The 15303-nt window shown below is 65.9% G+C and carries 11 protein-coding genes; 6 read left to right on the top strand and 5 right to left on the bottom strand.

What is annotated here, in order from left to right; translation table 11 throughout:
- The first annotated feature begins 23 nt into the window (after positions 1–23).
- The 4 genes from AC07EQ_RS26060 to AC07EQ_RS26045 all read left to right on the top strand — a co-directional run bounded on the left by AC07EQ_RS26060 (position 24) and on the right by AC07EQ_RS26045 (position 3052).
- A complete protein-coding gene (locus tag AC07EQ_RS26060; RefSeq protein ID WP_478390500.1) occupies positions 24–1211 on the top strand; it encodes an NADH:flavin oxidoreductase in 1188 nt (395 codons plus the stop codon).
- A 25-nt stretch (positions 1212–1236) separates the two neighbouring features.
- Positions 1237–2010 (top strand): SDR family NAD(P)-dependent oxidoreductase, encoded by a 774-nt coding sequence (locus AC07EQ_RS26055; protein ID WP_478390499.1) that lies wholly within the window; start codon positions 1237–1239, stop codon positions 2008–2010.
- A 194-nt stretch (positions 2011–2204) separates the two neighbouring features.
- Positions 2205–2438: an AMP-binding enzyme gene (locus AC07EQ_RS26050; protein ID WP_478390498.1), complete on the top strand. Its 234-nt coding sequence runs from the start codon at positions 2205–2207 to the stop codon at positions 2436–2438.
- A gap of 491 nt (positions 2439–2929) precedes the next feature.
- Positions 2930–3052 carry a BBE domain-containing protein gene (locus tag AC07EQ_RS26045; RefSeq protein WP_478390526.1) on the top strand — a complete coding sequence of 41 codons (123 nt, stop codon included), beginning with the start codon at positions 2930–2932 and terminating at the stop codon, positions 3050–3052.
- Between the two features lie 281 nt (positions 3053–3333).
- Here the strand turns inward: AC07EQ_RS26045 and AC07EQ_RS26040 are convergent, their stop codons facing one another.
- The 4 genes from AC07EQ_RS26040 to AC07EQ_RS26025 all read right to left on the bottom strand — a co-directional run bounded on the left by AC07EQ_RS26040 (position 3334) and on the right by AC07EQ_RS26025 (position 8363).
- Entirely contained in the window at positions 3334–4431 is a 1098-nt protein-coding gene (locus tag AC07EQ_RS26040) for a helix-turn-helix domain-containing protein (RefSeq protein WP_478390497.1), read from the bottom strand.
- Between the two features lie 48 nt (positions 4432–4479).
- Positions 4480–4743, bottom strand: coding sequence for a hypothetical protein (locus tag AC07EQ_RS26035; protein ID WP_478390496.1), 264 nt, complete (start codon positions 4741–4743; stop codon positions 4480–4482).
- 247 nt (positions 4744–4990) lie between these two features.
- The gene (locus tag AC07EQ_RS26030) at positions 4991–5227 is read right to left on the bottom strand and encodes a hypothetical protein (RefSeq protein WP_478390495.1); all 237 of its coding nucleotides are present in this window, start codon (positions 5225–5227) and stop codon (positions 4991–4993) included.
- Between the two features lie 52 nt (positions 5228–5279).
- On the bottom strand, positions 5280–8363 hold the full coding sequence (locus AC07EQ_RS26025) for a discoidin domain-containing protein (RefSeq protein WP_478390494.1): 3084 nt from the start codon (positions 8361–8363) through the stop codon (positions 5280–5282).
- Positions 8364–9167: 804 nt separating this feature from the next.
- On the opposite strand from AC07EQ_RS26025, the gene AC07EQ_RS26020 reads away from it, so the two are divergent.
- On the top strand, positions 9168–10001 hold the full coding sequence (locus tag AC07EQ_RS26020) for a hypothetical protein (RefSeq protein ID WP_478390493.1): 834 nt from the start codon (positions 9168–9170) through the stop codon (positions 9999–10001).
- A gap of 583 nt (positions 10002–10584) precedes the next feature.
- Here AC07EQ_RS26020 and AC07EQ_RS26015 read toward each other — a convergent pair.
- A complete protein-coding gene (locus AC07EQ_RS26015) occupies positions 10585–11028 on the bottom strand; it encodes a TauD/TfdA dioxygenase family protein (RefSeq protein ID WP_478390492.1) in 444 nt (147 codons plus the stop codon).
- Positions 11029–11881: 853 nt separating this feature from the next.
- Between AC07EQ_RS26015 and AC07EQ_RS26010 the strand changes: the two genes are divergently transcribed.
- Complete coding sequence (locus AC07EQ_RS26010) at positions 11882–14581, top strand: GDSL-type esterase/lipase family protein (RefSeq protein WP_478390491.1); 2700 nt, start codon at positions 11882–11884, stop codon at positions 14579–14581.
- Positions 14582–15303 lie beyond the last annotated feature (722 nt).

The following is a 15303-nucleotide window of genomic DNA, read 5'->3' as shown; positions in this document are numbered from 1 at the left end:
CTTTCCGACCCAAAGGAGGTCTCATGTCCGCGACGCCGATCGACGACCGCGTCTTTCCTGACATTTTCTCCCCGGGCAAGATCGGTCCACTGACGCTGCGAAACCGCACGATCAAGGCTGCGACGTTCGAGGGACGCAGCGACGGCGCGTTCGTCACCGACTCGCTCATCGAGTTCCACCGGCGGCACGCTGCCGGCGGCGTCGGCATGACGACCGTCGCTTACTGCGCGGTCGCCCCGGAAGGGCGCACCCAATTCGACCAGATCTGGATGCGCCCCGAGGCCGTCCCCGGGCTGCGACGGCTCACCGACGCCGTGCACGCCGAGGGAGCCGCGGTGTCAGCACAGATCGGGCACGCCGGCCCGGTCGCCAACGGCAAGTCGAACGGGATGCCCGCGCTTGGTCCGAGCCCGCGGCTCAACCCGCTGAGCATGCGGATTACCCGGGCGGCTACCCGGCCGGACATCGACAGGATCGTCGAAGCCCACGGCACGGCCGCCGAGCTCGCCGTGGAGTCCGGTTTCGACGCGGTAGAAGTCCACCTTGGACACAACTACTTCGCCAGTTCGTTCCTCAGCCCGAAGGTCAACAGGCGCAAGGACGGCTTCGGGGGCTCGCTGGCGAACCGCGCGAAGGTCGCGCGAGCCGCCGTCCGGGCGGTCCGCGACGCGGTCGGGGACCGGATCGCGATCCTGGCCAAGCTCAACATGGACGACGGAGTCCCGGGAGGTTTCTGGCTGGACGAGGCGCTCCAAGTCGCCACCTGGTTGGAGGCGGACGGCACGGTCGACGCACTGGAGCTGACCGCAGGCAGTTCACTGCTCAACCCGATGTACCTGTTCAAAGGGGACGTCCCGGTCCGGGAGTTCGCGGCGGCCTTGCCGCAGCCACAGCGGTTCGGCGTGCGGATGGTCGGCCGATCCCTGCTCAAGAACTATCCCTATCGGGACGCCTACTTCATCGAGGACGCTCGCCAGTTCCGCGCCGCCCTCAAACTACCGCTGGTGCTCCTGGGCGGCATCACCGACCGCCCGAGCATGGATCTGGCCATGTCCGAGGGTTTTCAGTTCGTCGCCATGGCCCGCGCGCTACTGCGCGAGCCGGACCTGATCAACCGCATTCAGCAGAAACCCTCGACCCGCTCGCTATGCGTCCACTGCAACAAGTGCATGCCGACGAACTTCACCGGCGCACGCTGCGTCCTGGCCTGATCCCGAACTCGCCAAGGAGGCATTCATGACCGCATTCGCTCCCGTCGAGGGCCGCTTCGCCGGCCGGGTCGCCGTGCTCACCGGGGCCGCCTCCGGCATCGGCCGGGCCACGGCGCTACGGCTGGCCGCCGAGGGCGCCACCGTGCACGGCCTCGACATCAACGCCGCGGGCCTGCAGGAGACCGTGGACCTCGCGGCCGGTCTGCCCGGAACCGTGCGCACCCGCGTCACAGATGTCACCGACCGCACCGACTGCTTCACCGCGGTCGCGGACGCAGTGGCAGGCTCTGGGCGGCTGGACGTGCTCGGCAACGTCGCGGGCATTGCCCGCTACGAGCACGCCACGCAGGTGAGCGAGGCGGACTATCGAACGATGATGGCGGTCAACCTCGACGGGCCTTTCTTCATGTGCCAGGCCGCCATCCCGCACCTGGTGCGCAACGACGGGAACATCGTCAACCTGGCTTCCACCGGCGGGCTCATCGGGCAGGCGTACACCGCTGTCTACACCATGAGCAAGGGCGCTCTCGTGCAGCTCACCCGCTCCCTGGCCGTCGAGTTCGTGAAGCAGAGCCTGCGGGTCAACGCCATCGCGCCGGGAGCGGTGGAGACCCCGCTGGTCACCGGCTTCACCATGCCGGAGGGGGTGGACCTGTCGCTGACCGTCAACACCCGTACACCGCGTCCGATGGCCACCGCGGACGACATCGCGGCCCTGTTCTGCTTCGTCGCCTCACCGGAGGCCCGCAACATCAACGGTGCAGTGCTCTCCACCGACGGCGGCGTCACCGCCGCCTGAACAGCCATGGCCGACCGTCGAGAGTGGACCGCAGCGGCCGATGTGGGTGACCAGCGATAGGCGCTATCCCGTCCAGCCCGGCGAGCACATCGGAGAATGGCCCTCCTGGCTTCTACTACATCGTCGACCGCGCCAAAGACCTGATCATCCACGGAGGGTTCAACGTCTACCCCCGGGAAGTCGAAGAGGTTCTGATGAGCCACGACGCCGTCTCCCTCGCGGCCGTGATCGGCATAGCCCACGAAAGCCACGGCGAAGAGATCAAAGCGTTCGTGATCCTCGAGCCGGGCGCCCACCTCGACGAGCATCGACTCATCGCATGGGCGAAAGACAAGATGGCAAGCTACAAGTACCCACGCATAGTCGAATTCGTCGATGCCCTCCCCATGACAGCGACCGGGAAAATTCTCAAACGAGAGCTCGCCTGACCTGCCCGGCGCCCCGGCATCATCCGAGGGAGTGCTGTCGACCGCGCTGAAGCCACCGGCCGCGGTCCGTCGGCTCCGGCGAAGCCGACGACGCGTGGTTCAACGATCCCGCCGCAGCTGCCGAAGAGGGTGATAACCCGCCGACCGGGCCGGGCTGTTCCGCGGCAGCACTGCCGAGATGGGCAGCCCTGGGGCCGGTTCGCGGGAGCTTTCGCCAGGCCAGAGTGAAGCGCCGCCCTATGGGGTGGCGCTTCGTATTGGTTGCTGGGCCTGTAGCGGTTTGTGATCAGCACAGGATTTTGGCGATTGGGGTTGGGATTTGCCCGTGTGGTGATCGTGTGTGCTGACGTCGAAGGGGGCAGCCACGCAGTTGGGATGTGGTGGATGGGGGTTTCGGTGAGGACTGCGTGCCAGCGTTGCGCGCCGCGATGCAGCCGCACCTAGATACCGGTGACTACACCAAGGGTATGGACCCGGAACTGGCCGACTGACTGGTCGCATACCACGGTGACAACCACCCGCGGCTGCAACGGGTGAAGGCCGCGGTGGGCCCGGACGACTTCTTTGCCTTCCCCCATTCGATCCCACCCGACCACCACGACCGGCATCCATAGCGCCCGGGGATGCAGCGCGCGCCTAGCCGAACAGGGTCGGGCGAGTCTCCTCGCCCGGGGACTCCGTGGGGGCGGGGGACGCCGTTGCATGCGGACCGGTCAGCGGTGCGTCACGGTGGATGTATTGCCGCCACCGCCTGGGTAGGTTCACTTGCCGGCGAGGACGGTCCCGTCGGCACTGTAGTCGCCGCGGAGGTAGCCAGGCGGGAGAGCCGGTCAGACTCGGGCTGTCCTTGTCCTGCCGGGAACCCTGCCCTTGCCGAAAACCGCATCCGTGCAGGTCATGCTGCGCGGTGGTACTCGTGGAGGATGCCACCTAGTCGATCGTGTCGGCGTATGTTGAGGGGCTCGAGCTGCTCTGGATCCGTGACCGGTATGGGCAAGGGGCGTAGCGAGCGGGCGTTCGCGATGCCTTGGTGAGGCCGGTGGGAATTGTAGAACTGTTCGAACTCGCGCAAGGCGTGGAGCAGGTGGCGCTGGTTCCAGATCAAGGTGCGGTCCAGCAGTTCGCGTCGGCAGGTCTGTATCCACCTTTCCATGATTGAGTTCATTCTCGGCATCTGGACGCCGCTGAGTACGACCTCGATCCCAGTATCCGACAGGACGGTCTCGAACAGGGCGGGGAACTTCCCGTCCCGATCCCGGATCAGGTATCGCGCCCGGCACCCGGTGTCTTCGAGGTCCATGACGAGATTCTTTGCGGCTTGGGTGACCCACGATGCTGTCGGGTGCGCGGTGGCGCCCAGGATCCGGATCCGGCGACTGGCGTGCTCGATCACCGCCAGCACGTACATTCGCGCTCCGGACAGGGTGATCGTCTCGAAGAAGTCGCACGCCGGCAAGGCATCGGCCTGGGAGCGCAGGAAGTCGGCCCATGTGCTGGAGTTGCGTTCGGGTGCGGGGTCGATCCCGGCCGCCTGCAAGATCTCCCAGACGGTGGACGCGGCCACTTTTACTCCCAGGACGAGCAATTCGCCGTGAAGTCGGCGGTATCCCCAACTGGGGTTCTCCTTTGCCAGGCGTAGCACCAATGCGCGGACGGAGTAGACGGTGCGTGGCCGACCAGGGCGCTTCGGCTTGGAAAGGGCCGCGTGGCGGCGTGCGACCAGGTTGCGGTGCCATCGCAGCACGGTGTCCGGGCGCACCAGCAACCGCAGCCTGCGTAGCAGGTTCCGTGGCAGCCGGTGCAGTAGCGCCGCTAAGAACGCTCGATCAGCTGGGGCGAACCGCACCCTTTGCTTACCGAGTTGCCGCTCCAGCACAGTGATCTGATGGCGCAAGGCGAGGATCTCGACGTCCTTGTCTCGGTCGCTCATCGGCAGAAGGCGCAGCATGGCGAACGCATTCGTCACGCCGAGATAAGTCAGTCGCAGCAGCACGGTCGATCATCATGCTATGCCCACCGCCGGCCGCGTGAGAGCGCCAACTTAAGCGACGATGGACGACGCCTTGGAAACCGCTCTCACCTGCACGGATGAGAATTCGGCAAGGGCAGCGTCGGCGTAGCGCAGCGCGAATCCGGTGGCCTGCCGGCTGACGACCACCCCGTCGCGCGCCAACAAGCTGACCTCACCGGCATACGACGGGTGCGGATGCCCCGGCGACGTCTGGGGCCCCGCAGCGAGTTGTCCTTGTGCCGCCGCGATCGGCGCGGGGTTCAGACCCACCTCGCCGGGCTGGCCGTCGCGCAACGCACGGGCCGACTCTGGTCCCGGCGCGGGGATCGGGGGCGGGGCGGCCAGCTGTGGCGGCGAGGGTTGCTCACCGCGAAACAGCAGGGTCGCCGAAAGGGTGGCCGCCCCGGGATCACGAGCAGGATGGCCGCGACGTCGATTCCCCGCAGCGGAACGTTGCCGTGCCGCAATTTCCCACGCATCCGCGCCCCGCGCCGGTCGAAGGATCAGGACTCAGCCCATTATCTCCCTCGCGGCCCGCAGGTCAGCGCCGTTCGTCGCCGAGGAACTCGCCGGGGCGGTAGTGCACGAGGTCGCTGTCGCGGAGGTGGCTGGCGTCGGCGGCGTTGAGCGCTTTCGGTGTGGTCAGTCCCGCCCAGTGCGAGGTTTCCGCACGGGTGGTGATGGCCGCCACTGCGGTCACGGCTTCTGCCGGGGTGAAGCCGCAGTGGCCAGGCCGGGCGACGAAAGCCGATCGCTGCAGGGGTGTCCTTATCGCCATGTCGCGAATTGTCCAGGAGCTCGACTATCCCCGGACGAGGTCGACCACCTGATCAACCGACCCCTGCTGGCCGCACCCTCATCCTGGTGAGTCCGGCGTCCCCGGCATGACCGCCGTGTACCCGGATCGCCACATAGCGCGCGGCACCGGCCAAGCGCACTGTCGTGCTCCTGCGGGAGGTCGGTGGGGGCGCTGGCGTGTACGTACGCCCGTCGGTGCTCGTTTCGACGGTGACGACGGGCGGCAGCCCGTCGGTCCACGTCAGTTCGACCTCACCGAGCTGCCAGACCGCGCCGAGGTCGACGACCATCCGGCCGTCGGGGCCCGGGTGCCAGGAGGTCCGCTCGTCGCCGTCGACCGCTGCGCTCGGTGCGGACATCCCCGGGGGCAGCGGTTCGGTCGGGAACGTTGTGGCCCCCAGGGCGAGATCGTCCAGTGGGTAAGGTCGTGTGTTGCGGGCCTTGATCGTCACCGTGCGGCGTCCCGGCACCGCCACGTGGCGCGGTGGCTCCCCGGCGGGCTGCACCTGGAGGCGCAGTGGCGGTCCGGCGGGTGCCGTGAGCCGGAGTGTCGCGCCGTCGGCGACGGTCGCCTGTAGGCCGGCGGGCAGATGCGGCCCTGCGGCGGCGCGCACGGTAAACCAAGCCGGTTCGACCCGTCCTTCCGCTTCGGCCAACGACATCGCGAGTTCACTGCCGGCCTTCGTGATCACCTGAACGCCACGGTAGAGCGAGACGGCGCCCCCGGCCTCGGGCAGTGCGACGGTTCCGCGCGCCGCCGAGCCGGACAGATTGAGCATGACGAGGTATCCGTCGACCACGGAAGTGCGCACCGTGGCGGCACTGGACGTCGGACGCGGTGCCGTCGCCGCAGTGGCCAGGGTGCGCGGATCCGGGTGGCATTCGACTTGCAGAGGTGCCGCGCTGCCGTCGGAGAGCAGGATCTGGTCACCGGTGACGGTGATCGGGTTCGAAGAACCGGTCACGACGAACCCGGCACGCCCATCGACGTTGAGCCAGTCTCCGTTGGTGCTGACCGCCGGTCGCGGGTAGGTTGCCGCAGCGGTCCAGGTATCCCCGTCCTGCGAGGTCTCGATGCGGTAGCGCCGTCCGGCCGCAGCCTCCCACACGATTTTGACGCGGTCGAACCGCTGTGCCGAGCCAAGATCGACGGCGAGCCAGCTGTCGGCCCGCGGGCGATCGACCGTGGCGACCGCCCAGCGCGTGGTCGCATCGCCGTCGGTCGCGTACTTCGCTTCCTTGCCTGGCGACGCTGACGAGGCGAACGCGGTACCCGCGCGGGCGAGGTCGGTCCCGTCGGTGCCATCGCGCACTTCGAAGGACAACACCGAATAGCCGTACGTCGGATCCGGTAGCACGCCGAGCATCCGGACGTAGCGTGCCGTGACCGCGGGGAAAGCGACCTCGTCGGTCCGGCCGCCGCCGGGCGGGGGAGCGGCCGGGACGGTCACGGTCCCCTCCGCGGTGTGGTAAGTGCGTTCACCGTTCAGTCCCGGAATGCCAGGCATGTCGAGGTTGTAGACCGACACGACGCCCTCTCCGGAGGCCAAGCCGGTCGTCGCGTACACGGCGGCACCCGAGGGCAGCGTGGCGAAACCGGCGTAGCCGTTGTCGAACTTCAGCACCGCTGCGGTCGCGTCGAAACCGTCCCGCACCTTCGTCCAGGTCGCGGCGTTCCGCTTCAGCGTCTTGAGCGCCGTCGACGGCAAGAGCATCGGCGTCGCACCGCTTACGACGAACAGCCAGTCGTCGTGGTGGGGCTGCCAGGCGAACTTGACGAAGCCCGGCTTGCTCACCGCCGCCGTCCACGCGGAAGACGTTCGGTGCGCCATCAATCCAGGCTTCTCACCGAAATCGCTCACGCCTATCGCGTACGCGTCGAACTCGGCCTGGCTCACCGCCTGCACCGGGCCACTGTGACTCGCGCGCCACTCGTGGAGCAGGTAGCTGATCGCGATTTCCGCGCGGGCCTCTGGCTCGTACTTCGGTTCACCGGAGAACTTCGTGATGCGATCGGCCGGCGGGTACGCCTGGTAGGGCTCGAGCCGCTCGGCAAGCTGCACCTCGGCGCGTGCGGCGTAACGGTCGCCGAGGACTTGGGCGCGGAAGGCGAGCGGGAGGACGTCGCGGCCGTAAAGATGTTCGCGGTCCGCCACCATCGGCATCAACGGTTCGCCCGCGTCGCTGGCCATCAGCAGCATGGTGTGCCACAGCCGCTCGCCGTTCGGCTGTGCGGTGAGCACCTCCGGCAGCGGTTGCCCCGCGAGCAGGAAATGCATCGCGTTGCGCCCGGAGGTGCGCCACAGCTCCTCCTGATAGTGCGGGCCGAACGAACCGTGGTTCTCGACCAGGAACGTGTCGTACAGGTTCTCGGCGGTGTTGGCTGAGATCGGCACGCCGTCCACCACACGCGGGTTGGCAAGGTCTGCGACGGGCAGGCTCGTCTCGTTGCGGCTCCACCTACCAAACCACTGGCGCCACGCCACGGCTTGCGGGTCATCCGGTGCCCAAGCGATTCCCGGGGTCAGTGCCTGGGCGTAGACGCCCATCTCCTCTAACTTGGTGTCCCCGACGTGCCCACCGGACAATCCCAGTGGCGTCCAGCCGCCCGACAGCGGGTCGTCACCTGAGCCCAGCCCCGCCGTGTAGACCGCTTGGCCGATCGCGATCTGGTCTAGGTTCGCCCGTGTGGCATCGTCCAGAGTGCTCCACAGTAGACGGCCGGCGAGCTGGAAATAAGACTGGAACGTCGTGTCGAAGTACAGCCGGCGCCCCCACTCGGTGCCGCCGGTGATCACGTTCGATGCGGCGAAGTGGCGGATCGTGTCGACGGTGTGCCGATGCAGCACCTCCCGCTCGACCCCAGCGACCGTCGCGTCGTAGCCCTCCCTGGTCAGCAGGACGGCGTTGCCGAGAACCACGGCGAACGTGAAGTCCTTGGCAGGGTAGATTCCCGCGGCCCGGTCGAACTGTCGCTCGGCCCAGCGCGTGTGCCGCAGCAACACCCTCAGGTAAGTTGCCGCCACGTCGTCCGAGGCGCCCTGGCGCTGCGAAACGGTCGGCTGCGCGGCCACCGCCCGTGCCCAGGCCATCGGTGTCACCAATCCGGCGGCCACGAGCGCGAGTCCACCTGCGCCGGACGCCTGGAGAATCCGTCGGCGAGAATGCTCAATACTCAATGTTCTCCACCCCGTTGACAACGCTGTCAGCGACGATCACTCGATTCTGGTTCGATCCGGCGCGGAGAGGCAATGTCGCCGGGCAAACCTGTCCGTTTTCGGACAACCCCACCACCCGGGACGATCCGCGCGACCCGACGCGCTGTTGGCCTGTCGGTCAACACAACGAAGGTCCCGTCGATCGCGCTGGCCGGTGTTCTAGTCGCCACTCATTGGCATCCAGGGCGGTTTGCTGGGAGCCGGCAAGTGCGTAACGTTCGACAGTGGTCAGCGTTCCCATCGACACCGCCACCGGGCGAGAGGTGTCGTTGCGGTAGTGCGGCACCAGCATGTGGTCACCGGGAGGGCTCACCAGGCCGTGGTGTGCCGGGGGATGGGAAGGTGCGCTGGGGTTCATCGATGCCGTATGCCTTCTCCCTTGACCCACCGCCGCGTAAGGAGGTCATGAACGGCCATAGGGCGAGACCGGTTTTCCGACGGCAGGTTTGGGTCCGGGGCAGATGCGCTGGGTCATGACGGTGCTGGGGCACGTCCCGTGCGCCATCTTCCGCAAGCTCCCGTTCTGACGACGGTCTTCCCAGTGGGGCCGTCGAGGTCCGTTCCCGGCCGTTTTCGTCTGCGGCGTTCACGCCGCGGAAAGCCCTGGGCCACCAGAAGGTTTCGTGTGATCGTTCGCGTTCTGCGAGTGGCCTGACCGTCGGGTTGTGCGAAAATCGCGGGAATCGCCGCACTGGGGGCCAGATGTCAGCGAAACAGCCGAAACCCGGCTTCGAGATCAAACCCGACCACGTCATCGCATTCGGGCGTGGCATCGTCACGCTGATCCTGCCGTGGCTGGCCGCGAGTTTCGTGTTCAAGCCCAGGATCAGCACGCTGCCGAAGGACCGGCTGCTGGACCGGCTCGCATTCTGGCGATCGGCGGCCGGGCTGCTGGTGGTGGTGACGACGAGCATGGCGTGGCGGGAACCGTTCGACGTGGCCGGTGAAACCTTCAGCAAGGCCTTCATGACCGCGTGGTACGCGGCGCTGGCGCTGCCGCTGTCGTTCCTCGTAATGCTCGGCGCGACCCGCTCGGGCTACCGCGCCGAGCTATTGCGCGGCGGCCTACGACTGTTGGGAGGGGTCGCGCTCGGCGCGGGTGCCATCGCGCTGCCCATCGCTCCGTTCGCCTTGCTCGACGGTGCGGAGGTCCACATCGACACGGGCGGCAAGTTGCTGGTCGCCATCCTCGTGGCGCTGTTCATAGTCTGCTGGTACGCGTCGTTCTGGGTATGCACGATCTACTGGGCCGCACGCACCAGCTTCTGGACCAGCGAAATCCACCCGCTGCTCGCACCGGTCGCCTCGTCATTCCTGGTGCTGCTGATCATCGGTGTCGAGATCGTCAAGTCCGACACCAAGAGCCTGCCCGTGCCGCTGTGGCTCACGCTGAACATCTGCGGCGTGCTCTCGACGCTGGCCCTGGCCGTCGTCGAGTACCGGCACGCAAGGGCCAACGGGTTCCGCTTCCGCTACGGCCCACTCCCGGTGGCCGCACCTGTACCACGCCATAACTTGTCCTCGGTCGGTGACTAGGGGTTTCGTTGGCCTTGGTGATCAAGAAATGATCGCCGATCATGGTGTTTCGACTCGTGTACTTGGCGTCCGTGACGGTGTTCGGCTGGTTGGGTCTGCTGGCCGGCGACGGCACTGGACGCGGAAGCCACCACGGCCGCAGTCGAGGCCGCCGTGCAAACGCTATCCCCCAGTGTCTGCTGCACGCTCAATCTTCCCGTGGTAAAGACGAAATCTGCCACTGCAGGGCAAATCGCAGCACTGGTGGAGCTGTACGCGCCTGAGCGAAGCGCGCTCCAGGGGGCAATCGCATCGGTCCGCGCGACCATTGGACGGGCTGCCAGCTGTGCTTCCTACCTGATTCGCGAGCGCAGCCCGGTCTCCTACGACCGGGACTGGAGCGGCGGCACCGAATCTCCTGGCATCAAAGGAAATCCGACGTCTCGACCCGCGGCCAGCTGTTCATCGGGGGGAGCCTGGGTCACCCCCGCTGCCGCACGACGCCGTTGGGGGCTTCAAGACTCCGGCCTCGGTCGTGGGCTGGGGCTGGGGGACGAGGGCTTGGCCTCGTTCACCGAGACCAAGCCCTCGTCCCTGGATAAGGTCAGGAGGCCGAGGCCCAGCCCTCACCGGAGACCGCGACCCGTTCCATAACCCGGCGGCGCGGGTGGTAGTCGTTCACCGCGTAGTGCTGCACCGCCCAGTTGTCCCAGATCGCGATCGATCCGGTGGCCCAGCGGAACCGGACCTGGTACTCCGGCCAGCGGGCCTGGAACCGAAGGTAGGTGAGCAGCTCCTGCGACTCCTTTTCGGAGAGACCACGCACGCGGATCGTGAACACGTCGTTGACGTAGATCAGCTTGCGGCCGGACTCCGGGTGCACTTTGACGATCGGGTGCACGGCTGTGGGCATGCGCTCGCAGAACCCGGCGATCTGCTCCTCGGTCATGTGCCGACCCCAGGTGGTGATCCAGTCGTGCTCCGCTTCAAGACCCTCGACGTAGTCCTTCACATCGTCGGGGAGGTTGTCGTACACCCTCGTCGACATACCGGTAGCCGGTCGCGCGGCCAACACCGTGATCGCGGGCCAGTGTGGTGATGTCGGTGTGGTCGCGGAACCACCGCAGGACCAGCCCAGCCTGCCAGAACGTGGTCAACGCCCGGCGCCCCTTGCGGGTCCGTTTCCGGCGGCGTTCACCGGCCAGCAGCCCGCTGAGGAACAGCACCAGTGCACGGGGAACATCAAGTCTGGCAGAATACGTGACCACGTGGGGCCTTCCCTGGTCGAAGATCGTTTCTTGGTCGAAAGTTCTTCTACCAGGGACTCCACGCCCCACACTCACCCAGGCCACCCCCCGGCGGTCCACACGCCGATCACACGAAACACCGGCAAACAGCCCCACACAGTTCTTACCGAGATCACCTCAGTTCGAGGTCGGTTCTCCCGGCGAGCGTCCAGGATGCGTTGGTGTCGCGGGTGATGGCGTTGCGCGATTTCAGTGTGAGCGGGCAAGATTTTCGTCACTCCAGTGCTGGTTCCAACTCGGCCGCTGGGGCACAGTTCTGATCTGTTCGGGTGAGATCGCCGTGCGAGTGTGGTTTTAGTGGAAATACCGTATCGCTCCTTGAATCGATTCGGTAGCGTGCAGCGAGACTGACGGTTGCGTGCGGGGGGATCGATCGGCGGTTCGCCCCTTCGCAAGTGCTGAGGGAATCTGGTGGGTGCATTGCGTTTCTCTGGGGGACGGTCGGTAGGCCGCAAGCGCGACAAGTGGCCGCTGTGGTGGCTACGTCGAACAACAGCCGCATTCGTCGCTCTGTGTGTTGTGGGGTCTGGCAGCGTCGTTATCCCTGGTGCTGCGCCGACGGCGGCTGCGGATGACGGTGACGGACGACGTTTGGTGACCAGCACGTGGAACATGCAGGGGCAGCGAGATGGGATCGGCGGTTCGCCTCAGTCCCGATGGGCTGACGACATCCCGAACGTTCTCGGCAATGACGTGGACGTGCTGGCACTGCAGGAGGCGGGATCGGAAGAGCCCGCTGGTGCGAGATACACCAACCGTCGGTTCGGTGAGGATGGTCGTGGGATTGCCGAATTCGAGTATGAGATCGCTGGAAGGACCTACTACCTCTACTGGATGGACGTTGGTCAGCAGCGCAACAGCATGGCGATAGTCAGCCGGGTGAGAGTGGACGATGCGGTCCAGTTGGCGGTCCACAGTGACGTCAACTCGCGACCGATCATGGGCGTGCTTATTGGAACAACCTGGTTCTTCAATGCTCATGGCTACGCGGGCACATATCCTGGGTTTCAAGATGCCGGTGCCGATGTCGGGAGCATCGTCGACAGGGCGCGATCCTATGCTGCCAGTCGCATGCCCACTTCGCATTGGCGGGTGTTGGGCGACTTTAACATTGAGCCCACCAATGTTCCGCTCTCGCTTCAGCGATATATTGTCAGGACTGGAGAGCCCACTCATATCGGAAGAAGTGTGGACCGTGAGCTGGACTTCACCTTCTACAGCGATGCGACCCTCTGGAACTTCTTCTTCGGCCGCGGCAGGGCTATTTCTGATCATATCTCGATTCTGATAGTAATGTCGCTCTTGTGTGGTCGATCGGGCGAGGCTGCTGCGTCGAGCTCGGAAGGATGCGGAGGACTGACCCCCGGCTACAGCTACCGGCTCTTCTCGATCGGGAAAGACGGGTCGGAGCGGCAATTGGTGAGGACGGACAACAACACCGATGTTCCCCATTTTGCCCCGAGTCAAGGTGATTGGCCCGAGGAGTCGTTCCAAGTAGTGCTCGGGAAGAACTCGGGCACCTTCAAGCTCAAGATGGAGAAGGGCTGCCTCTATCGTGCGGGGCGCGTGTTGGTGGGCTTCGGTTCCTGCGACGTTGACGACAAGAGTTCAGACTGGTCGTTCAGCGACGGACACATTCTCGACCCCTACTCCAACGAGGCTGTGAGTCTCGGGCCCGCTCATGACGACGAGGTGTTTCTCGACACCGTCCGGATGAAGCCCGGGGCGCATCCGTGGCGGTTCGAGAAGGTCGGGGACGGTCAGAACGAGCTGGAGATCCGGGCGATGCCGCTGGGCGATTCGATCACCGCCGGCCGGGAGAGTTCGGACAACAACGGCTATCGCGATGAGCTCAACGACGAGCTGAAGACCAGGTTCGGTCCGGATCAGGTGGACTTCGTCGGCTCGTCGCGGGCGGGGACGATGCCGGACCCGGACAACGAGGGCCATCCGGGCTGGCGCATTGACGAGATCGCGTCGATCGCCGACTGCACTGTTCCCCAGTACCAGCCGAACGTGATCACGCTGCATGCCGGGACCAACGATTTCGACCAGGAGTACAAGCTTTCCTCGGCTCCGCAGCGCATGAAGGACCTGATCGAGCAGGCGTTGGAGGATTCTCCGAAGGCCGCGGTGGTGGTCGCGAAGGTCATCCCGACCGCGAAGGCGGGCATGCAGCCGCGCATCGACGCCTTCAACGCGGAGCTACCGGGGATCGTGGCCGACTTCCAGAAGCGGGGCAAACATGTCCTGCTGGTGGACACCGATGACGTCGAGGTCGACGATGGCCTGCAGACCGACTCGCACCCCAACGACCACGGTTACGCCAAGCTCGGAGGGGACTTCTACGACGGTGTTGTGGAGGCCGCTGACCGGGGATGGATCGAGAAGCCCAACCCGAACCGGGAGCCGACCAAGTGCGAATCGCCTGACCCGGGTGACGGTGACGACGGCATCGGTCCGGGCTGGCGTGCGTTGGGCGTGGTGGCTCCGGGTATGGATCATCCGGATGGGCGTACCGATCTCGCGGACTTCGACGGTGATGGCCGGGACGACTACGTGCGGATCAACGAGGCGTCGCAGACGTTGCGCATCGCGTTGAACCGCCCGGGCGACGCGCCCGGCAACCCGCGTTGGGTGGAGGTGGAGACCGATCCCCCGGACGCTTTCGACCAGGCGTGGCATCCGGGCTGGGACGTGCACTTCGCTGACCTGGACGGGGATCGGGACGACGATTTCGTCCAGACCCCGCCCGGCGGGTCCAGCGAGGAGGCTTCGATCGCTCTCAACATGGGTGTGCACGATGGGAAGATCACGTGGTTCGGCCCCGGTGGGGTCGACCTGGCACTCGACGACGTTCCGCCGGAGGCCATCCGGTTCGCGGACGTCAACGGCGATGGCCGCGATGACTACCTGCGGGTCGGCGAGGACGGGTCCGTGCACGCCTACTACAACCTCTTGACCGACGACGGCCGGCGCTGGGAGGAACACCGGAACTGGGCGCCCGGCGTTCCCTACGGATCCCGGGAGAAGCTGCGGCTGGCCGACGTCAACGGTGACCGCAAGGCCGATTACCTCATGGTCGGCCCCAAGGGGGCCGTGCACGCCTACATCAACAACGGCGGACGGGGCGAGGGCGGCTTCACCGAACACCGGTACTTCGCCAACGAGACCGGGTATTCCGGCGACGAATCGACCTTCCGCGACATCAGCGGCGACGGCAAGTCCGACTACGTCGTCGTCTACGACGGCGGATCCGTCCGCTGCTGGCTCAACCGGGGTGGAAACGTCTAGGGCTTCGTCCTGTGATCGATCCCCGGGACGGTGCGCGGGTGGGTTCGCCTGCCCGCGCACGGGGCCGATTGTCCTTGGCAGCCCTCGTCTATCCGATCTCCGCGGTCGTTGCTGTGGTCGAGCACGGTGAGCGTTGTTGATCTCTGGGAGTGAGGCTTTGGGAGGATTTTGGGAGGATGGATGTGCGTTGAACTGCACTTAACCGTATGTAGGTAGCGGGAACGGTGCGGTCGCAACCTGCTGATTCTCGATTTTCGCAGGTCAGGGTGCTGTAGCTGTCTACCTTGACACGGTAGTTCTCTTGATCGCTGTTTCTGATGGTCAACACGGGCTCGCCAGTAGCCGTGTGGCGTCAGCACTATCAGGTGTATGGGTCGGTCGGTCCGGCCGAGGAGTTGATCTCCATCGGGCGGTGTTCAGGTGATCAGTTTTGACGCTGGCGGTGGGAGGAAAGTGGGAGGATTGTGTTGGCTTTGGCCGCGTCGTACCGCGCCGAACGGCAGTGAGATGCACCGGTTTATCCTGCAGGTTCTGGGTTTTCTCTGATAACTGTCTCTTGTGGACATTTCTGGGGGTCAAGGGGTCGCAGGTTCAAATCCTGTCAGCCCGACTGCGGGAGAGCCCGCTGACATGGCACATAAGTGCAGGTCAGCGAGCTTTTTCGTACCCCGATGTGGATCTTGGGTGATCGTCCCGAAGGGTTGCACTTGCCGAAAACCGCG

This window comes from Saccharopolyspora sp. NPDC045839, assembly GCF_056431645.1.
Note: the sequence above shows the minus strand (reverse complement) of the source record. Positions and strands in the feature narration are given on the sequence as shown.

Excerpts from the sequence above, each read along its gene's own strand:
- AC07EQ_RS26060 (WP_478390500.1), top strand. The coding sequence starts at position 24 with ATGTCCGCGACGCCGATCGACGACCGCGTCTTTCCTGACATTTTCTCC.
- AC07EQ_RS26055 (WP_478390499.1), top strand. The coding sequence starts at position 1,237 with ATGACCGCATTCGCTCCCGTCGAGGGCCGCTTCGCCGGCCGGGTCGCC.
- AC07EQ_RS26050 (WP_478390498.1), top strand. The coding sequence starts at position 2,205 with ATGAGCCACGACGCCGTCTCCCTCGCGGCCGTGATCGGCATAGCCCAC.
- AC07EQ_RS26030 (WP_478390495.1), bottom strand. The coding sequence starts at position 5,227 with ATGGCGATAAGGACACCCCTGCAGCGATCGGCTTTCGTCGCCCGGCCT.
- AC07EQ_RS26020 (WP_478390493.1), top strand. The coding sequence starts at position 9,168 with ATGTCAGCGAAACAGCCGAAACCCGGCTTCGAGATCAAACCCGACCAC.
- AC07EQ_RS26015 (WP_478390492.1), bottom strand. The coding sequence starts at position 11,028 with ATGTCGACGAGGGTGTACGACAACCTCCCCGACGATGTGAAGGACTAC.